General features: G+C 71.2%; 14 protein-coding genes. 11 read left to right on the top strand and 3 right to left on the bottom strand.

From position 1 onward, the window contains the following. Positions 1-823 precede the first annotated feature (823 nt). The 4 genes from DKT68_RS16180 to DKT68_RS16165 all read left to right on the top strand — a co-directional run bounded on the left by DKT68_RS16180 (position 824) and on the right by DKT68_RS16165 (position 4,584). The gene (locus DKT68_RS16180; RefSeq protein ID WP_109818242.1) at positions 824-1,627 is read left to right on the top strand and encodes an HAD family hydrolase; all 804 of its coding nucleotides are present in this window, start codon (positions 824-826) and stop codon (positions 1,625-1,627) included. A 172-nt stretch (positions 1,628-1,799) separates the two neighbouring features. Further along, positions 1,800-2,696 (top strand): hypothetical protein, encoded by an 897-nt coding sequence (locus DKT68_RS16175; RefSeq protein WP_109818241.1) that lies wholly within the window; start codon positions 1,800-1,802, stop codon positions 2,694-2,696. Then, positions 2,693-4,057 carry a methyltransferase family protein gene (locus DKT68_RS16170; RefSeq protein WP_109818240.1) on the top strand — a complete coding sequence of 455 codons (1,365 nt, stop codon included), beginning with the start codon at positions 2,693-2,695 and terminating at the stop codon, positions 4,055-4,057. Before DKT68_RS16175 ends, DKT68_RS16170 begins: the two co-directional genes overlap by 4 nt. Beyond that, positions 3,952-4,584, top strand: a complete 633-nt coding sequence (locus tag DKT68_RS16165; protein ID WP_109818239.1) for a TetR/AcrR family transcriptional regulator — start codon at positions 3,952-3,954, stop codon at positions 4,582-4,584. Before DKT68_RS16170 ends, DKT68_RS16165 begins: the two co-directional genes overlap by 106 nt. 7 nt (positions 4,585-4,591) lie before the next feature. Here the strand turns inward: DKT68_RS16165 and DKT68_RS16160 are convergent, their stop codons facing one another. Further along, a complete protein-coding gene (locus DKT68_RS16160) occupies positions 4,592-5,338 on the bottom strand; it encodes a Fic family protein (protein WP_109818238.1) in 747 nt (248 codons plus the stop codon). Positions 5,339-5,679: 341 nt separating this feature from the next. Between DKT68_RS16160 and acs the strand changes: the two genes are divergently transcribed. From acs to DKT68_RS16125, 7 genes are all read left to right on the top strand, one after another. Beyond that, on the top strand, positions 5,680-7,644 hold the full coding sequence (gene acs / locus DKT68_RS16155; protein WP_109818237.1) for an acetate--CoA ligase: 1,965 nt from the start codon (positions 5,680-5,682) through the stop codon (positions 7,642-7,644). Between the two features lie 269 nt (positions 7,645-7,913). After that, entirely contained in the window at positions 7,914-10,709 is a 2,796-nt protein-coding gene (locus DKT68_RS16150) for an immune inhibitor A domain-containing protein (RefSeq protein WP_109818236.1), read from the top strand. Between the two features lie 355 nt (positions 10,710-11,064). Beyond that, on the top strand, positions 11,065-13,491 hold the full coding sequence (locus DKT68_RS16145; protein WP_109818235.1) for an immune inhibitor A domain-containing protein: 2,427 nt from the start codon (positions 11,065-11,067) through the stop codon (positions 13,489-13,491). A 103-nt stretch (positions 13,492-13,594) separates the two neighbouring features. Continuing rightward, the gene (locus tag DKT68_RS32005) at positions 13,595-14,113 is read left to right on the top strand and encodes a hypothetical protein (protein WP_236646922.1); all 519 of its coding nucleotides are present in this window, start codon (positions 13,595-13,597) and stop codon (positions 14,111-14,113) included. A gap of 212 nt (positions 14,114-14,325) precedes the next feature. Then, positions 14,326-15,156: a helix-turn-helix transcriptional regulator gene (locus DKT68_RS16135; protein WP_146218382.1), complete on the top strand. Its 831-nt coding sequence runs from the start codon at positions 14,326-14,328 to the stop codon at positions 15,154-15,156. Between the two features lie 114 nt (positions 15,157-15,270). Beyond that, positions 15,271-16,608 (top strand): vanadium-dependent haloperoxidase, encoded by a 1,338-nt coding sequence (locus tag DKT68_RS16130; protein ID WP_201749063.1) that lies wholly within the window; start codon positions 15,271-15,273, stop codon positions 16,606-16,608. A gap of 137 nt (positions 16,609-16,745) precedes the next feature. Then, the gene (locus DKT68_RS16125; protein ID WP_109818233.1) at positions 16,746-17,678 is read left to right on the top strand and encodes an alpha/beta fold hydrolase; all 933 of its coding nucleotides are present in this window, start codon (positions 16,746-16,748) and stop codon (positions 17,676-17,678) included. Between the two features lie 4 nt (positions 17,679-17,682). Here DKT68_RS16125 and DKT68_RS16120 read toward each other — a convergent pair whose 3' ends face one another. Together DKT68_RS16120 and DKT68_RS16115 are read right to left on the bottom strand one after the other, a co-directional pair. Beyond that, a complete protein-coding gene (locus DKT68_RS16120; RefSeq protein ID WP_109818232.1) occupies positions 17,683-18,048 on the bottom strand; it encodes a hypothetical protein in 366 nt (121 codons plus the stop codon). Continuing rightward, on the bottom strand, positions 18,045-19,998 hold a 1,954-nt coding region (locus DKT68_RS16115; protein WP_201749062.1), incomplete at its 5' end, for an SseB family protein. The genes DKT68_RS16120 and DKT68_RS16115, both read right to left, overlap by 4 nt.

Here is a 19,998-nt window from a genome sequence, read left to right as displayed (position 1 = left end):
GGACAACGCCCGGCGAGGCAGTTGATCTGCTACGCGCGCGGCCTGTCCGACCGGTGCTCCGCCGCCTCGATGAAACGCCAAGCGGGGCCGCTCCCGAGGGAGCGGCCCCGCTGCCCTCGGGTCAGCCGAGTCGGTTGGTCCAGGCGGTAGCGATGATCACCTTGTACGAGCTGATCCGGACGGGCGCGAGCGTCAGCCGCTCGTGGGCGAGCAGTCCACCCGTCTTCGGGTCGAAGATCAGCAGAGACTGCGCGTCGTGCGGGCGGTCGTCGAAGGTGACCGCGACGCCCTTCCGGCCTCGTCGCGTCTCTCCGGTGGACCCACCCGAACCCCCACTGCCTCGGCGACTCTCACCCTGACTTGTGTCGCGAGCGGTCCGAGGATTACGCAGGACGGTCGGTCGAAGTCGCTGTGGCGGCCCTTCTACCGGCTGCCAGGAGCAACCTGGAGGAGAACGAGGACGACCTGTGACCAACGATGGAGCGTTTCCAGCAGAAAGGGACGACCCCCGTCGGGGGGAGACGGGGGTCGTCGAAAGGTTCGGCTCCGGGGGGGTCGAGCCGAACCACTCAGCGGTCACGGGGGGTGCAACCGCCGAGGGTCTGTCTGTTGTCGGAGATATGAAAGCTCGTCGTGCGAACAAGTCTGCCTGAGCGGGACCGTCACGTCGAGTGGTGTCGACTCCACTCACTGCGAAAATCTCCTCGCAGAGTGTGAGCGCGGTCACGCCGAGCGGAGGTGGTGGTGCCGGCCCGCAGGTCCGAGGGGTGGCCTGACCCCGGGCACCCGCCGACGATAGACCATCCGGCTAGACTTTCGCGCCGTGGGCCGAAGTGCCGCTTTCTTCGATCTGGACAAGACCGTCATCGCCAAGTCGAGCGCCCTGGCGTTCGGTCGGCCGTTCTACCGGGACGGGCTGATCACCCGGCGTGACGTGGTCAAGTCGGCGTACGCGCAGCTGATGTTCCGGCTGGGCGGCACCGACGAGCAGACCATGGCTCGAACACGGGACTACCTGGCCGCGCTCTGCAAGGGCTGGCAGGTGGAGCAGGTCCGCCAGATCGTCGCGGAGACGCTCCACGAGCTGATCAACCCCTACGTGTACGCCGAAGCCGCCGCGCTGATCGTGGAGCACCAGGCGGCCGGCCGGGACGTGGTGCTGGTCTCCGCCTCCGGGGAGGAGATGGTCCGCCCGATCGGCGAGCTGCTCGGGGTGACCGACGTGATCGCGACCCGCATGACGGTGCAGGACGGCCGGTACAGCGGCGAGGTCGAGTTCTACGCGGCCGGCCCGAGCAAGGTCGAGGCGGTCAGCGAGCTGGCCACCGCCCGGGGCTACGACCTGGCCGACTCGTACGCCTACTCCGACTCGTACAGCGACCGGCCCCTGCTGGAGTGCGTCGGCCATCCGAGCGTGGTCAACCCGGACCGGCAGCTGCGCAAGCTGGCCTCGGAGAACGCCTGGCCGGTGCTGGAGTTCCGGCACCCGATCCCGCTGGGCCGTCGGCTGCGGGAGCGGCCCGCCGTCCCGGTGGCCGCGGCGGCGCTGGGTGTCGGGGTGGGCGTGGCCATCGGCATCGCCTGGTACGGCCGGCACCGCCGTACCCGCGCGGCGGCCACCGCCTGACCTAGCCCGGCCGCGCACCACATTCACGGCACACACCCACTCAAGCACTCGCTCGCCGAACGGTGGACGCCGCCCCGTCATCGCGGCTTTCGTGCCTTCGACAGCACTATTGAGCGAACGCTCAAAAGCCCGTAGTCTCCGCTTGAGCGACCGCTCAAAACGGGGAGGTGGCATGGCTCTCGAGGATGACGCACGCCCACAGCGGACGGCGGCCAACTGGATCCTGGCCGGATTGATCCTGCTCAGCGGAGCACTGGTGTTCGTCGCCGCGGTCCTCGGGGGCCGTACCGACAGCGCCCTGTTCTTCGTGGCGCTTCCGGTGCTGCTGGCGGCGGCCCTCGCGCTCACACCGAGCCGGACGGCGCACGGCAGGGTCTTCGTCATCACCACGATGGCCCTGCTGCTGGCGTCAGTGGTGTTGCACGAGGGCGCGGTCTGCGTCATCCTCGCCGCCCCGCTCGTGTACGCCGTCGCCCACGGCACCACCGCGCTGATCCGCGCGCTACAGGACGCCAACCGGGTGTACGCGCTGGCGACCGTGCCGCTGCTGCTCCTGCCCGGCCTGGAGGGCAGCGGCGTCGCGCCCCGGATCGACCCCGAGCAGACGGTGGAGGTGGCCCGGGTCGTCGCGCTCCCGGTCGACCTGGTGGCCGGACGCCTCGCCGCCGGTCCACGGCCCACCCCGGTCCGGTCGGTGCCGCTACGGCTGCTGGGCGTTCCCACCCCGGGACAGGTCAGTGGCGACGGGCTCGCCCCCGGCGACCGGTGGATGTTCGGCTACCACGGCAGCGCGCACGGCCCGGGCGGCCACCTGCTCGCGCAGGTGGAGAGCGTCGAGCCGGAGCGCGTCCGCTTCGACTTCGTCGAGGACACCTCGATCACCGCGCGCTGGTTCACGTGGGAGCACGCGGAACTGAGCTGGCGGGCGATCGACCCGGGACACACCGAGGTCCGGATCGTCGTGGACTACCGACGCGGTCTCGATCCGTCCTGGTACTTCGGTCCCCTGCAGCAGGTGCTGCTCGGGGCCGGGGTGGGACACCTGCTCGACATGCTGGCGCTGCCGTGATCGCGTCCCGCTGGCTGAGCCTGGCGCTGCCGTTGCTCGCCGTGCTGGTCGTGGGCGGGCGAGAGCGGGCACGGACCGTGCGAGCAGCGGCGCTGCTGACCTTTGTGGCGGCAGGGGTCGGCATCGCCGCCCTGCACGAGGTGGCTCGACTGACCGGCTGGTATGCCTTCGCGCCAGTCATCGGGGCGTACCGGGGGATGCCCGTCGACCTGTGGATCGGATGGGCGGCCCTGTGGGGCCCGCTGCCGGTGCTGCTGCGCCGGGTGCTGCCGCTGCCGGTGGCGATGGGCCTGCTGCTCTGGGTGGACGCCGTGGCGATGCCGGCGCTGCACCCGCTGGTTCGCCTCGGTCCACACTGGCTGGTCGGCGAAGCGGTCGGGCTGCTGACAGTGGCACTGCCCGCGCAACTGCTCGGCCGGTTCTGCGCGGACCGCCGGCACCTCCGCGCGCGGACACTCCTCCAGGTGGCCGTCTTTGCCGCCCTGGTGCTCTGGTTCGTGCCCACCCTGGCCTTCGAGGTCGGCGACGGATCCTGGGCCACTCTGACCGGCCTCGGCAGCACGGGCGCGCTGGTGGTGGCGCAGCTCGCCCTGCTGGCGGCGGCCCCGGCGCTGGCCGCGGTCGCCGAGTTCGCAGTTCGGGGCGGCGGCACCCCGTACCCGTGGGACCCGCCTCGCCGGCTGGTCACCACGGGCCCGTTCGCCTATGTGGCCAACCCGATGCAGCTCGGCACAGTGTCGTTGCTGCTGCTCGCCGCCGCCGCCACCCGCAGTGGCGCCCTGATCCTGGCGGCGGTGTCGGCGGTCGCCTTCGGGGCGGCGGTGGCCGGGCCGCACGAGGAACACGACCTGCGCGCACGCCACGGCGACTCCTGGAGGTCGTACCGGCGACAGGTACGCGACTGGTGGCCGCGTTGGCGGCCGTACTCCGCCGGCCCGGCCGCGGTTCTCTGGCTGGACGACGACTGCGGGCCCTGCGCGGCGACCTGGCGGCTGCTGGCCCGGCGGCACCCGGTCGGGCTGCGAATCCGGCCGGCCCGGGAGCACGAACGGGTGCTGTGGCGGGCGGAGTACGTGGGCGGCGACGGTCACACGGAACGGGGGGTGGCCGCCGTCGCCCGCGCACTCGACCACGTCCACCTCGGTTGGGCGATGCTCGGCTGGACGCTGCGGCTGCCCGGGGTCACCCGGCTCGCCCAACTGGTCACCGATGCGATGATCGCAGCGCCGCACCCGGCCGGCTCGCGAGGAGAAGCATGTCCGACACCAAGCAGCGTCTCCTTGACGGCGCCATCGCCGCCATCCGCGAGCACGGCATCGCCGGCGTCTCCGCCCGCACCATCGCCGCCTCCGCCGGGGTGAACCAGGCGCTGGTCTTCTACCACTACGGCAGCGTCGACGAGCTGCTGACGGCGGCCTGCCGGACCAGCACGGCCGAGCGGGTAGCGCGCTGGTCGGCGCCGCTGGCCTCGGTCGGGTCGCTGCGCGAGCTGCTCTCCGTCGGACGGGCGCTGCACGAGGAGGAACGCCAGCTCGGCAACGTCTCCTTCCTGGCCCAGATGCTGGCCGGCGCGCAGGCCGACGAGCGGCTGGCGCCCCCCACGGCGGCCGCCCTTCAGCTCTGGGTGGACGAGATCGACGGGGTGTTGCGGCGGCTGCTTGCGGGTTCGCCGTTCATCGAGGTCGCCGACGTTCCCGGGCTGGCCCGGGCGGTCTCGGCCGCGTTCATCGGGCTGGAGCTCTACGACGGGGTGGACCGGGACGGCGCCGACCGGGCGATGGCCGCCCTCGACCAGCTCGCGTTGCTGTTGGAGATCGTCGACGACCTGGGGCCGATCGCCCGTCGGGCCCTCCAGGCCAAGGTGAACCGGGCGGTACGGCGAGACTGAGCTGCCTTCAGGCGGCGGCGAGGATCTCGTCGCCGATGAGGGTGAGCTGGTCGGCGCCGACCTCGACGGCCGACATGTAGTGGCGCAGCCAGGAGCGCAGTCCGTCCGGGGTGCCGGTGGCGAAGGCTCCGGCCGAGCCGACGTACTCCGGTTCCCTCTCGCGGTGGCCGACGTCGACGGCGAGCAGGCCGCGCGGGTCGAGGCCGCTGGCGAGCAGCACCAGGCGCGCGGCGCCCCGGGCCACCACGCCGGACGGCCCGGCGAACGGGCGCAGGTTGAGCAGTTCCCCGTGGACGACGGCGGCGAGCACCAGCGGGGACACCTTCGTGCCTCCGGCGACCAGCCCGGCGAGCCCGTCGAGTCGGGCGGCGACGACGGGGTCGGCCACCGGGCGACCCAGCTCGGCCTCCGCGACCATGTCCCTGGCGGCGAGCACGTGCAGCTTCGCGAGGGCCTGTCGGGGCGCCTTCGGCCAGAGTTCGCTGAGGCCGGGCAGTGCCCCGGCGACCCGCAGCGCCCCCTGGAGCACGGGGTCGGTGACGGTGCCGGCGCGGACCGCGTCGCGCTCGTGGTCGGCCCCCTCCAGGGCGGCGCTCGCCACGGCGGACCGGAGGCTGACCTCGGCCGCGACCTGGCCGCCGTGCCGGCGGAGCGCGCGGTGCCCGAGTGCCTGGTCGAACCGCTCGCGGGCCCCCTCGACGGCGGGGGCGATGTCGGCGAGCGCGAGCAGCGGGGCGAGCGGGTCGGTGGTCACCCCGCCACGCTAGCGACCCGGCCATGCCTGTCGGGTCGCACCCGGCCGTAACGCGACCCCGGCCACCGACCGCGCCCCGGGGCGCGGCGAGCCGGTCCACGGGGCATGGTCAACACGAGGTCGCTGATACCGGGCGTCCCACCCGCCCGGATACCGCGACGTCCCGGAACTCGTGGTGATCGAGCTGCGCGGGAGAGACCGCGGCCGGGCTGGGACGGCCGTCGGGCGCGCGACGGGGGCCGCTGGGCGCGACGGACCGGGCAGCTCTCGCCGGCCGGGAACCCCACGACTACCCTCGTGCCCAGCGAGACGCAGGTCACCCGAGGACGAGGAGTCACGGCATGAGCGAGGCATTGGCCAATCTGCTGAACGAGACGCGCCAGTTCCCCCCGCCGGCCGAACTCGCCGCGCACGCCAACGTCACCGTCGACGCGTACGCCGAGGCGAGCGCCGACCGGCTCGCCTTCTGGGCGAAGCAGGCGGACCGCCTGGCCTGGTCGAAGAAGTGGGACGAGGTGCTCGACTGGTCGAACCCGCCGTTCGCGAAGTGGTTCGTCGGTGGGCAGCTCAACGTGGCGTACAACTGCCTGGACCGGCACGTCGAGGCGGGCCGGGGCGACAAGGTGGCCATCCACTGGGAGGGCGAGCCGGGCGACACCCGGACCATCACGTACGCCGACCTGCACGAGCTGACCTGCCGGGCGGCGAACGCGCTGACCGAGCTGGGCGTGACCGCCGGTGACCGGGTGGCCATCTACCTGCCGATGATCCCGGAGGCGGCGGTCGCGATGCTGGCCTGCGCCCGGATCGGCGCCGCGCACAGCGTGGTCTTCGGTGGCTTCTCCGCCGACTCGCTGAGCAACCGCATCCAGGACGCCAGCGCCAAGGTGGTGATCACCGCGGACGGTGGCTACCGGCGGGGCAAGCCGTCGGCGCTGAAGCCGACGGTGGACGAGGCGGTGGCGAGCTGCCCGTCCGTGGAGCACGTGCTGGTGGTCCGCCGCACCGGCGAGGACGTGGCCTGGTCGGCGAAGGACCTCTGGTGGCACGAGACGGTGGAGACCGCCTCGGCCGAGCACACCGCGCAGCCGTTCGACGCCGAGCACCCGCTGTTCATCCTGTACACGAGCGGCACGACGGCACGGCCGAAGGGCATCCTGCACACCACCGGCGGCTACCTCACGCAGACGTCGTACACGACGCACGCGGTCTTCGACCTGAAGCCGGAGACGGACGTCTACTGGTGCACCGCCGACATCGGCTGGGTGACCGGCCACTCCTACATCGTGTACGGGCCGCTCTCGAACGGCGCCACCCAGGTGATGTACGAGGGCACCCCGGACACCCCGAACAAGGGCCGGTTCTGGGAGATCGTCGACAGGTACGGCGTGAGCATCCTCTACACCGCCCCCACCCTCATCCGGACGATGATGAAGTGGGGCGACGACATCCCGGCCGGCTTCGACCTGTCCTCACTGCGGCTGCTGGGCAGCGTCGGCGAGCCGATCAACCCGGAGGCCTGGATGTGGTACAGGGAGCACATCGGCCGAGGTGAGCTGCCGGTCGTGGACACCTGGTGGCAGACCGAGACGGGCGCCATCATGATCTCCCCGCTGCCCGGGGTGACCGCGGCCAAGCCGGGCTCGGCGATGACGCCGCTGCCGGGCATCGTGGCCGACGTGGTGGACGACCAGGGCCAGTCGGTGCCGAACGGCGGCGGCGGCTATCTGGTGCTGCGCGAGCCGTGGCCGTCGATGCTGCGCACGATCTGGGGTGACGACAACCGGTTCCTGGAGACCTACTGGAGCCGGTTCGAGGGCATGTACTTCGCCGGCGACGGGGCGAAGAAGGACGACGACGGGCACATCTGGCTGCTCGGCCGGGTCGACGACGTGATGCTGGTGTCCGGGCACAACATCTCCACCACGGAGGTGGAGTCGGCTCTGGTGTCGCACCCGTCGGTGGCCGAGGCGGCGGTGGTGGGCGCGACCGACCCGACCACCGGTCAGGCGATCGTGGCCTTCGCCATTCCGCGCGGCACCACCGACATCGCCGGCGAGGCGGGCAAGCAGCTCATCGCCGACCTGCGCAACCACGTGTCGAAGACGCTCGGCCCGATCGCCAAGCCGCGGCAGATCATGCTGGTGGCTGAACTGCCGAAGACCCGCTCGGGCAAGATCATGCGCCGGCTGCTGCGCGACGTGGCGGAGAACCGGTCGCTCGGCGACGTGACCACCCTGCAGGACTCGTCCGTGATGGAGTTGATCTCCTCGGGGATGAGCGGCGCGAAGTCCGACGAGGACTGACGGCAGACGTACACATCGGAGGGTGGCGGTCCGCGCGGACCGCCACCCTCCGGCGTTTCTTACGGGTACGGCCCACACTGCCCCACCGCTGTCACATCGGTCGGTCGGATGAGCCGGGAGAAGCTGAACGGACACACGCGGCGGGGTGCCCCTGTCCTTTCGGCCGGTTGTGATTTAGGTTCACGCAGGTTGGAACAGTTCGACGGACATCACATCGATGGTCGGGCGCGCCCAACCTCCTCCTCCCCATGCCCGAGAAATGGAGCGGCATGAACCACAAACCGCAGTCCGGGTCGCGACGACGAATACTCGTCGCGCTGCCCGTCATCGCCCTCGCGGCCACGTCACTGACCGTGACCGGCAGCGCGGCAGCCCAGTCGTCGTTCACCACCCCACCGGCGGTGATCGGGGCCGACGAGCACTACATCAACTACGCGGAGCCCGAGGTCCAGCCGGACACCTCCGGCCGCGAGGTCAAGGGCAAGGCTGGCGTCTACACCCCGGCCGTCGACAGCGCGCGCGCCTTCGACCAGAAGCACGCGCGGGGCAACCCGGTGACCGCCCGGCAGCTCGCCAAGGTCGAAGCCCAGTCGATCAAGACTGGCAAGAGCCCCCGGAAGATCAAGCAGGCGCCGACGACCCAGACGGCGAAGCTGCTGACGCTGCTGGTGGAGTTCAACGACCAGGCGAACGACGACTTCACCGGCGTGATGGTCCCGAAGACGGTGTTCGAGGACCGCACCTGCGTTCCCGGCACCGTGCAGAACGGCCCGAAGCACAACAACATCGTCAACCCGGCGACCCTGCCGCACGAGGACAACAACTCGATGTGGGTTCCGGACTTCTCGCCGGCCCACTACGACAAGATGCTCTACAGCAAGAAGGGCATCACCGAGCGGGTCCGCAAGGACCTGCGGGGCCCGGACGGCAAGAAGGGCATCGACCTCTCCGGTCGCACCATGCACAACATGTACCTGGAGATGTCCAAGAACGCGTACACGGTCGCCGGGCAGGCCAGCCCGTGGGTCTCCGTGCCGCACTCGGAGGGCTGGTACGCCGCCAACCGCTGCTTCCAGGACGAGAACGGCAACTGGGTTCCCGGCCGTGAGCAGTCGATGAACGGTCACCCGGACAACCCGGCCGGCGCGGGCCGGCTGGCGACCGACGCGATCGACTCGCTCGCCGCGACGGACCCGAACTTCCCCTGGGCCGACTACGACATCGAGGACCAGGCCGACCGGGACGGGGACGGCAACGTCTTCGAGCCGGACGGCGTGATCGACCACCTCGTGCTGGTGCACGCCGGGCAGGGCAAGTCCCGTGGCGGCGGCGCCGAGGGTGTGTACGCCGTCTGGGCGCACTCCTCGACGGTCGCCGGCGGCTACAGCATCCCGGGCACCAACCTCCAGGTGTCGAACTACATCGTGCAGCCGGAGGACGCCGGCGTCGGCGTCTTCGCCCACGAGTTCGGTCACGACCTGGGCCTGCCGGACCTCTACGACACCTCCGGCAACGCCGACTCCGACGTGGACTTCTGGGACCTGATGGCCTCGGGCTCGCACTCGGGTGAGATCTTCCAGGCGCTGCCGACGCACATGGGCATCTGGGACAAGTGGGTGCTCGGCTGGGCCGACCCGCTGACCATCCGCCCCGGGTCGAACCCGCGCGAGGTGAAGCTCGGGCAGACCTCGCGTACGCCGATCGACTCCGAGGACGGCATCAAGATCGACCTGCCGGACAAGGTCACCACGCTGGCCACGCCGCACAGCGGCACGAAGATGTGGCACAGCAGCAACGACCAGGAGTGGGCCGACGTCAAGCTGAGCCGCTCGGTCGACGTGCCGGCGGCCGCGGACGCGAAGTTCTGGATGTGGAACAACTACGTCATCGAGGAGGACTGGGACTACGGCTTCGTCGAGATCTCGACGAACGGCGGGACGTCCTGGACCGAGGCGAAGGTGTACGACGAGGCCGGCAACGTGGTCACCACGCCCGACGGCTACCCGGACCCGAACGGCCGCATGAACGACTTCGGGGGCAAGAAGTACGGCCTGACCGGCAGCACCGACGGCTGGCGGCACGACTACGTCGACCTGTCGACGTACGCCGGGACGACGGTCCAGGTGCGGCTGCGGCTCGCCACCGACGAGGCGTTCGAGGAGCGCAACTGGTTCGCCGACGACTTCTCGGTCACCGGCGGCGGCGCCACCACCTGGAGCGATGACGTCGAGGGTGGCGACAACGGCTGGACGGCCACCGGCGGCACCTTCGTCGACACCACGGGCGCGGGCTGGAAGGTCAGCAGCGGCACCGAGCTGCACGCCCACTACTACCTGGCTGAGTGGCGCAACTTCGACGGCTTCGACAAGGGCCTGAAGTACGCGTACGACACGATCTACTCCCACGACGCGTGGAAGGTCGACCGGATCTCGTACAACGCTCCCGGCATGCTGGTGTGGTATCGGGACACCGCGCTCGGCGACGTCAACCACGTCACCGGGCAGATGACCGCGCTGCCCAGCTACGGCGCGAAGGGCGGGTTGCTCATTGTCGACTCGCACTTCGACCCGTACCGTCGCACGGGTGAGGCGGCCGTGAAGGACCCGTCGGTGACGGACAACCTGCCCAGCCGTCCGCAGTCGGCGAACGCGGCGTTCTCGCTGAAGCCGACGTACCCCTTCACGGAGTGCCTGGAGGCGGCGGACGAGCCGTACAGCGAGTACTGCACCAAGTTCCGGTCCCAGCCGGCGGTGAAGAGCTTCACCGACGCCAAGACCTGGTACCCGGGTATCGAGATGCGCGACGGCGCGGCGTACGCCCGGGACAACGACGCCTCGGTGGTGCTCCCGTCGCGGAACAACGCGCCGTACACCACCCGGGTCACCCACCCGGACGGCAGCCCGGCGCCGGAGTTCTACGGCGTCACGCTGGGCGGCGGTGCGATCGTGCTGGGCACCGGCAACCCCGGTGACCAGGGCGTCAACTACGGTGTCTCGCTGACGATCAAGCGGACCGCTCGGGACAACTCGTCCGCGGCCGTGTACGTCACGCCGGCGAGGAACTGACCTCGCGAAGTGGTCGTGCGAATAGGTAACTGACGACAGTGGTGCCGGTGGGGCCGGTGGCGGAGACGCCACCGGCCCCACTGTCGTACACCCGATCGCACCGATCGAAATATGTCACTGCAAAACGCTGTTGGCCGATCCAGCCTGGCCACCGCCGCAGATGAAGCCCCGGGGTGTGACGGTGAAAAGCGTTCCCAACAAAATCTTGCAACAAATCGACGCGCACATCTTCCCACCCGTCCCAGCAGTGTCTATGTTCACCATTGGTCCCACTAGTGGGATCGATCTGTCACCGGCCTGTACCCCCGTTGGGCCGGTTCCCTCACACCGGAGGTACCACGTGCGCAAAGTCGCAGTGGGTCTGCTCGGGCTCTCACTGACGGCGACAGGCCTGGCTTTCGGCCCGTCCGCCTCGGCGGCGCCTCAGCCCAAACTGCCGGCAGCAGCTCCGTCCGCCGCCGAACCGCAGTCCCTGCAGGACGAACTCCCCGACAAGCTCGAGGACAAGCGTCGCGAACTGCGTCAGCAGGGTCTCAGCGACGTGCTGAGCGGGCGGAGCAAGCCCATCCAGCGCAACGGCAGCACGGTCGTCAAGGTCGGCGAGACGAACGGGACGGGCACCAGCGCCCGCACCTTCGCCGGCGCTCAGAAGTCCAAGGACCAGTACGTCGAGCTTCAGCGTGAGCGCACCGACAAGATCTTCGTGATCCTCGCCGAGTTCGGCGACCAGCGGCACCCGTCCTACCCGGACAAGGACATGAACCCGGACATCGCCGGGCCGACGACCTTCGAGGGGCCGCTGCACAACCAGATTCCGCAGCCCAACCGGGCCGTGGACAACTCCACCATCTGGCAGCCGGACTTCAGCCCGGAGCACTTCCGCCAGCTGTACTTCGGCACCAACCCGGGCGACGAGTCGCTCAAGCAGTACTACGAGGCCCAGTCCTCCGGCCGCTACACGGTCAACGGCATGGTCACCGACTGGGTGAAGGTGCCGTACAACGAGGCCCGCTACGGTCGCTCCGACGACCCGAAGGCCGACAACGACAAGACCGGCGACCCCGCCGTCTGCGGCGACAACGTCTGCTCGAACACCTGGGACCTGATCCGCGACGCCGCCACCCAGTGGGTCGCCGACCAGAAGGCCAAGGGCCGGACGGACGCGCAGATCGCCGAGGAGATGCGGTCCTACGACCAGTGGGACCGGTTCGACTTCGACGGTGACGGCGACTTCAACGAGTCGGACGGCTACATCGACCACTTCCAGATCGTCCACTCCGGCGGCGACCAGGCCGACGGTGACCCGCACCAGGGTGAGGACGCCATCTGGAGCCACCGCTGGTCGGCCTTCAACAGCTCGCCCGTGGGCCCGCCGAACCTCCCGATCGGTGGCACCCAGATCGGCAACACCGGCGTCTGGATCCGCGACTACACGATCCAGCCGGAAAACGGCGGCCGCAGCGTCTTCTACCACGAGTACGGCCACGACCTGGGCCTGCCGGACGACTACGGACCGGCCGACAACAACAACGAGCACTGGACCCTGATGGCCCAGAGCCGGCTCGGCGCCAAGAACGACGCCGGCATCGGCGACCGTGGTGGCGACCTGGGTGCGTGGAACAAGCTCCAGCTCGGCTGGCTCGACTACGAGGTGATCGTGGCGGGGCAGAAGCGCACGCTGGACCTCGGGCCGCAGGAGTACAACTCGGCCAAGGCGCAGGCCGCCGTGGTGGTGCTGCCCCAGCGGGAGTACACCTTCAACTACGGCGCACCGTTCGCTGGTTCCAAGCAGTACTTCTCCGGTAACGACGACGACCTCAACCAGACCATGACGAGGACGTTCGACCTCACCGGCAAGTCTTCTGCCGCGATGTCCCTCAAGGGCAAGTTCGCCATCGAGGAGGGGTACGACTACCTCTACTTCGAGGGTTCCACCGACGGTGGGCAGACCTGGACCGACCTGGACGGCACCGTCAACGGTGAGTCGATCGGCGTCGACGGCGCGGGCCGGCCGGCCCTCGACGGCAGCAGCAACGGCGCATGGGCGGACATCAACATCCCGCTCACCTCGCTCGCGGGCAAGGTCGCTCAGGTCCGCCTGCACTACGTCACCGACGGTGGCGTCTCCGAGGGCGGCTTCTTCGGCGACGCGATCACCGTGACGGCCGACGGCCAGACGGTGCTCAGCGACGGTGCCGAGACGGACGCCGGTTGGGCGCTGGACGGCTGGGAGGTCGTCGGCGCGACGTACACCCGCATGTTCGACAACTACTACATCGCGGGCAACCGCTCGTACGTCTCGTACGACAAGTACCTGAAGACCGGCCCGTACTTCTTCGGCTACGCGAACACCCGTCCCGACTACGTGGACCACTACGCGTACCAGGAGGGCCTGCTCATCTCGTACTGGAACACCCGCTGGAACGACAACAACACCGCTCCCGCGTCGGCCACCAACCCGGGTGGTCACCCGGGTGAGGGCCGCAACCTGTACATCGACGCGCACCCGCGCCCGATCTACAACCTGACCGGCGCGCCGTGGCGGGCACGGGTCCAGGTGTACGACGCACCGTTCAGCCTCAAGAAGGCCGACTCGTTCACGCTGCACCTCAACAGCCAGCCGCAGTACATCCGTGGCCAGGCCGCGGAGCCGCTGTTCGACGACACCAAGAAGTACTTCTTCGAGGAGCTGCCGAACCACGGCGTCAAGCTCCCCGCAGCCGGTGTCAAGATCAAGGTTCTGGAGCAGGACGGCACCTCGATGAAGGTCCGCTTCAACTGATCCCGCACCACCCAGCGACGCCCGGGCAGGTCACCTGCCCGGGCGTCGCCCTTTGCGGGGCCGGCGCCGGGAACCAGGTGACCTGCCGGAACGTCCCACCACCGTGCCCCTTCCGTCACGAGCCACCCTGCCGGCGGCCGGCCTCGCCGCTCTCCTCCTGCTGCCCCTGACCGCCTGCGCCGGAGCGGGACAGGGCAACCCGAGCGCCGCGACCTCGGCCAGCGACGCCCCGACCAGCGCCGCCACGTCGGCCAGCGGCGCCCCGAGCGCCCCTGGCGAGGTCACGCCGGCGGTCCCGGCGTCGCCGGTGCCGCCGCCCGGGCGCACCGTCCCGCCGCCCCTGTCGCGCACCGACCCGCCGTCCATCGGCACCCCGCCGAAGCCGCCGAAGCCGACGGAGCCGACCGACCGGCTGCCCACCGACATGATCGCCGGCCACGTCACCCGTGGCGGTTCCGGCCCCTGCTACGGCCTCGTCTCGGAGGACGGCGTCGAGTACGCCCTGTACGGCGCCGGCGCTGGCGACCTCGCCGAGGGAAGCTTCGTCACTCTGCGGATCAGCGCTCGATCGGTCCGGATCGACTGCGGTCCGGGCACTCCCGCGAGCATCGTCACGCGCTGACTCGACCACTCGAACCCTGACCGTCGGTATCGGGCCGGACACGCCATGCACATTCGGGCCCGGTGAGTCAACGGCGGTACGGCCTCTTGACGAGGGAGTGGCAGCCCAGCCACGATCGTCGATGTCGAAGGCGGACCGACGCCCTGCGCCGACCGCACCGCAGACTGGCCCGCCGGCCGCCGCCTCGGCAACGTCCACGGGGGTGGTCAGGCTTGTCAGGTGGAATCTGGTCGGAGACCGACGGCAGCGGCACGGACCCGCTCTGGGGGGTGTACTCGTCTCCTCTCGACACCGCCGCGGTGTCGGCCATGGAGCTGCGACTACTGCTCGCCGCGGGTCAGCGGGAACTGGTCCGTGCGCAACATCGACTGATCGACCAGTACGCCCAGTTGGAGCGACTGGAGGAGCATCAGAGCCCGGCCGCCCACGGGCCGGACGACGTCGTCCGGGACTGGACGGAGTTCACCCGGCTCGCCGGCCGGTTGACCGCGGAGGCGCCGGACGACTGCCGGATGCTGCACGGGATGCCGCCGGATCCGGCAAGCGCGGGCCCGGAGCCGACCACGGGCCGACGGCACCGGACGATCCTCGACCGGCGGCTCCTCGAACTGCCCGGTGGTCTCGGCCGAGCCGACGACACCGCCCGGCCCGGTGGCGAGATCCGGGTGGTCGCCGCCGCCCCCACCTCGATGGTGGTCTGCGAGAGGATGGCCGTGATCGCGCCCACCAGCGCCGCGCGGTCGACGGGCTGGGTGCTGCGCGCACCGACGCTGGTCCAGTTGGCCACCCACTACTTCGACAGCCTCTGGCGGCAGGCACAGCCCCTGGCAGCCGGCTCGACGGCGGCCGGGGAGGCGCCGTCGAACGTGCAGCTCCAGATCCTCCGGCTGGCGGCGCACGGCGCCAAGGACGAGGCCATCGCGCGCAGCCTGGGGCGCAGCCCACGGTGGGTGCGGCGGCATTTCGAGTTGCTGGCCGAGCGACTCGGCGCCTCGAACCGGATGACCCTCGGCATCGCCGCCGCCCGCCGCGGCTGGATCTGACCTTGCAACTTGCGGAACGCTACCGCTTCGCCCTTCTCCGTGATCGGGCCCGCCCAGATGATCGACGCAGGCCGATAGAAACCCTACGGCCCACGTACGGGGAGAGGGACCACATTGAACAAGAGAGTGAAGCTGGGGCGCGCCTTCGCGGTGCTCGCTGCGGTTGTCGTCGGCGGCGGGGTCGTCACGCCCACGCCCGCCAGCGCCATTCCCCCCGACTTCGACCACGTCATCTACTGGAACGACGTGCTGCTGGACGCCTTCCGTACCAGCAACGGCCCGCCCACCACGTTGTCCCGAGCCGGCGCGATGATGCACCTGGCGATGTACGACACCTCGGTCTCCATGGGCACCGGAACGCCCTACCTCGCGAGGGTGTCCCCGATTCCCAACTACAGCTACGACCGGGACATGAACCTCGACGTCGCCGCCTACGACGTCCTCCGGGCGGTCTTCCCCACCCAGAGCGACTACTTCACCACCAGGTTCAACGCCGCCCGGCAGGCTGATCCGCCCCTCGGCGAACCAGGGCCGGAGGGCTGGAGCAGGAGCATCGGCGAGACGGCCGCCCGGAACATCATCAACGCCCGGGCGAACGACGGCTCCGCCAACAACGCCGGCTACACCGCCAGCAACACCGCCGGACAGTGGCGACCGACCGGGTCCGGCGCCGCCGTCGGCCCCAACTGGGGCAACGTGAAGCCCTTCGCGCTCACCTCCGGATCCCAGTTCCGCCCGTCGCTGCCCGGCGGCTTCAGCACCGTGTCGGCGATGCTCAGCAGCAGCGCGTACGCGGCCCAGGTCAACGACGTGAAGCGGCTGGGATCGGCCACCGCGCCGAAGACCGACCGCAACGACGACCAGACCCAGCTCGCCTTCTTCTGGGCGAACGACGTCAGCGGCACCTACAAACCCCCGGGGCAGCTCTTCGAGCACACCCAGATCGTGGCGAGCCAGCGGGCCACCGACACCCCGCGACTCTTCGCACTCGTCGCGATGGCCATGGCCGACGCCAGCATCGCCGCCTGGGACGCCAAGTTCAACACCAGCATCGACCTGTGGCGACCCGAGACGGCCATCGCAGAGCCCCAGGACGACGGCAACTCCGCCACCATGCCCAACTCCGCCTGGCGGCCGCTCTCCGTCGACCGCAACGGCGTCCGGTTCTCCCCGCCGTTCCCCGCGTACGTCTCCGGACACGCCACCTTCGCCGGCGCGTGGGCGGGCGTCATGAAGCGGTACTACGGCACGGACGCGATCAGTTTCGCGGCGACCACCGAGGACCCGAACGCGGCGGGCGTCACCCGTTCGTTCAGCAGTTTCAGCGCGGCAGCGACCGAGAACGCGCGCAGCCGGGTCTACCTCGGCGTGCACTACCAGTGGGACGCCGACGCCGGGTTGACCACCGGTGACGCGGTGGCGAACCGGGTGTTCAGCACCTACCTGCGCTAGGCCCGATCCACGGCTCCGGGTCGGCGGTCCACACCGCCGGCCCGGACCCCCGTGTCGGTAGGGGACAACCCGGGCTTCCCCCTGTTCAAGACGACCACCAGGGCCGGCGGGGACGACCGGGTCCTAGGCTGTCTGCCATGACCGACCAGCGCGGCGGGGCCGTCGACGAGTCCTGCGTCCTCACCGAGGGGCCGTGGACGCACCGCTTCGTCGGGGCCAACGGCACCCGGTTCCACGTGGTCGAGGCCGGCACCGGGCCGATGGTGCTCTTCCTGCACGGCTTTCCCGAGCACTGGTGGGCCTGGCACCAGATGCTGCCGGCGGTCGCCGACGCCGGCTTCCGCGCGGTCGCCGTCGACCTGCGCGGCTACGGCGCCAGCGACAAACCACCCCGGGGGTACGACGGCTACACCCTCGCCGCCGACATCGCCGGACTGATCCGCGCGCTCGGCGAGCGGTCGGCGACCCTGGTCGGCAGCGGCGTCGGCGGCATGGTCGCCTGGACGGTGGCCTCGTTCCACCCGTCGCTGGTCCGCCGGCTGGTGGTGCTGGGAGCGCCGCACCCACTGCGGTTGCGCGCCGCCATCTTCGCCGACCCACGCGGGCAGTTCGCCGCCTCCACCCCGGCGCTGAAGTTCCAGCTCCCCCGCTACGAGCACGTGCTGACCCGGGACGGGGCGACGGCCGTGTCGGAGATCCTGCGCCGCTGGGGCGGGCCGCGCTGGGTCGGCGGGCCGGAGTTCGAGGAGTACGCCGAGCGGTGCCGAGAGGCGATGCGCATCCCGCAGGCGGCGTTCTGCGCGCTGGAGGGGTACCGGTGGGCGTTCCGCTCGGTGCTGCGGCTGCACGGCTACCGGTTCGTCCGCCTGATGCAGAAGCCGCTGGTCACGCCGACCCTCCAGCTGCACGGCGCGCTGGACGTCGCCGCCCTGCCGCGTACCGCCCTGGGCTCCGGCCGCTACGTCGTGGCCCCGTACGAGTGGCGGCTGCTCGACGGAGTGGGGCACTTCCCGCACCTGGAGGCGCCGGAACTGGTGCTCGGCGAGATCCTCCGCTGGGCGAAGTCCTGACCGGTCAGACCCGCTGCTCCCGCAGGTCGGTGACCTCGGCGGCCGGCGCCCAACCCTGGTAGACGCCGAAGTCGAAGACCTCCAGCCGCATCGCCTGGGCCACCGGCCAGCGGCCGCCCGTGTACTCCACACGCAGCCACGCGTCGTGCTCGCCCAGCACGATGAACGGCTGCCCCTGCCAGGTGCAGGTGGTCCGCACGTACGCCAGGTCCTCGACCTCGCTCGCCGGCAGCACCCGCACGTACCGGCCGGCGCGGACCTCCTCGAAGCCCTCACCCGGCTCCGGCTGGTACAGCCGGATGTCATCGCCGTCCGGGCTGGCCTGGTATTCCCGGCCCTGCCAACGGGCCACGTAACCGTCCCGCATCACGCCTCACCGACCCGTCGCCACAGCAGCGCGTCCGTGTCGAGCACCGCGATCACCCGCTCGGTGCCGTCCGCGCCGATCCGCCAGAGCTGCGCGCCGTACGGCAGCCGCGCGCTGTCCACCTTGAACTCCGCCACCACGTCGCTGCTCTCCCCCGGGGCGAAGCCGTTGCCCCGGAACGGCGGACGCTCGATGACCCAGCCCTCCATCGCCCGCATCGCCGGCTCGTTCTGACCCCCGTACGGGATCCGGTAGAGGCTCGGCCGGTGCGCCGGCCAGCGCAGCACGTAGATCTCCTCGGCGTCGCGGGTGAACGGCGAGCCCGGGTAGCTGAGGCCGAGCGCGTCGTGCAACTGGGCCGGCGTGGTCAGGTGTGCCAGCTCACCGGCCCGGTGCACGAACCCGGAGACGCGGTCGTACCCCCGGTCCAGGTAGTAGGCGAGCTGGCTGGGCGCGATCGCCTTCTGCATCACGGTCGGTCGGGCCGGGTCGACCGCCGCCGGGGCGTACCGGGGACGGGCGGCGGGCTCCGCCGCGACCGGCGGCTCCTCCGGGTCGACCTCCAGGTCGTCGCCGAGCCCCACCTCGGCCGCCCAGTTGGCCAGCGCGACGATCTGCTCGCCGGGCAGCTTCGCGCCGACCGGTGTGCCCGGGTTGACGGCGAACGACCAGTCCTCGTCCGGCCAGCGCCGGATGAGTTGGGCGAACTTCACCCTGACCGTGTCGACGTCGCCCTCGGCGTGGTCGGCGAGGCGCTCGGGCGAGGTGTAGACCACCACGTACGTCTCGCCGTCCAGCTGCTCCGTACGCCAGACGAAGCCCGGGTCACCCGGCCGGCTGCCCCGCAACGAGTCCGGGGCGGCCGGCAGCAGCACACGGGCCAGCAGCAGGGTGGACAGGAAGGTGTCGGTGCTGCCGGCGCCGGCCGCGCCGAGCAGGTCCTCCTCGACGGTGTTGGCGGGCACGAAGTCGACCGGTGGCGGGCCGTCGGCCGGCCCGTGCTGCCCGTCGCCTTCCGGGACCGCGCGCTGGCCGTCCGCATCGGGCCGAGCCGCCGCCGCGCCGCCCGCCGTCCACGGTTGCGGCCGTTGCCCGCCGAGGCCCGAGCCGCCCGGTACGTCTCCGCCGACACTGCCCGCCCGGTCCGTGCCGTTCACGCCGACCGGCTCCCCGCCGACGGCACCGCCCACCCGGTCCGTGCCGTTCACGCCGACCGGCGATCCACCGAGGTCGGCGCGGTCGGCACCCTCCGGACGGTCATCGACCAGGTCGTCGGCGTGCAGGCTGCCCGGGCCGGCGCCCGTCGGACCGCCGGAGCCGGGACCGAACGGACCCGGATCCGACGACGCCGGGCCGAACGACGGGCTGAACGGACCCGGGTCAGACGGGCCGAACGAGCTCGGGCCGGTTGACGACGGACCGAACGGGCCCGGATCGGACGGCGGCGGACCGTACGGGCGTGGGCCGAACGGACGCGGGCCCGGAGACGGGTCACCGAACGACGGCGGGGCGGCGGGCTCCGGGATCGGACGCCCGGCCGTGCTGCTCGCCTCGGCCGGGTCGGTGAGGTCGCGGGACTCGATGATGGTGCCCTCGATGACGATGGGCGTGAAGCCTCGGCGCGGCGCCGGCGGCCCGGAGACCGGTTCCGCGATGGACGCGGGCAGTTCCTCCGCCGGCTCGAACCGGCCCGGCTCGCCCGGCCGGCCGCGCGGGATCGCCTGGGTCTCCTCCGCCGACGGATCGGGCGCCCCGGCCCGGGTCAGCGGTGGCTCACCGGTGGCCCGTCCGGGAGACCGGAAGGCAGTGGTGGCCGCCTCGGCCAGCGGGTCCGGCCGGCGGGGTGGCAGGGGCTGCGTGGGCTCGTCGTCCGGCGCCGGCGCTCGTACCACCCGGGGCGTGCCCAGGTCGGCGGCCGGCGGCCGCCGACCTGGGCACGCCCCGGGTGGTACG

The organism is Micromonospora acroterricola, from assembly GCF_003172955.1.
GTDB lineage: Bacteria > Actinomycetota > Actinomycetes > Mycobacteriales > Micromonosporaceae > Micromonospora > Micromonospora acroterricola.
This window is presented reverse-complemented; position numbering and strand designations above follow the sequence as displayed.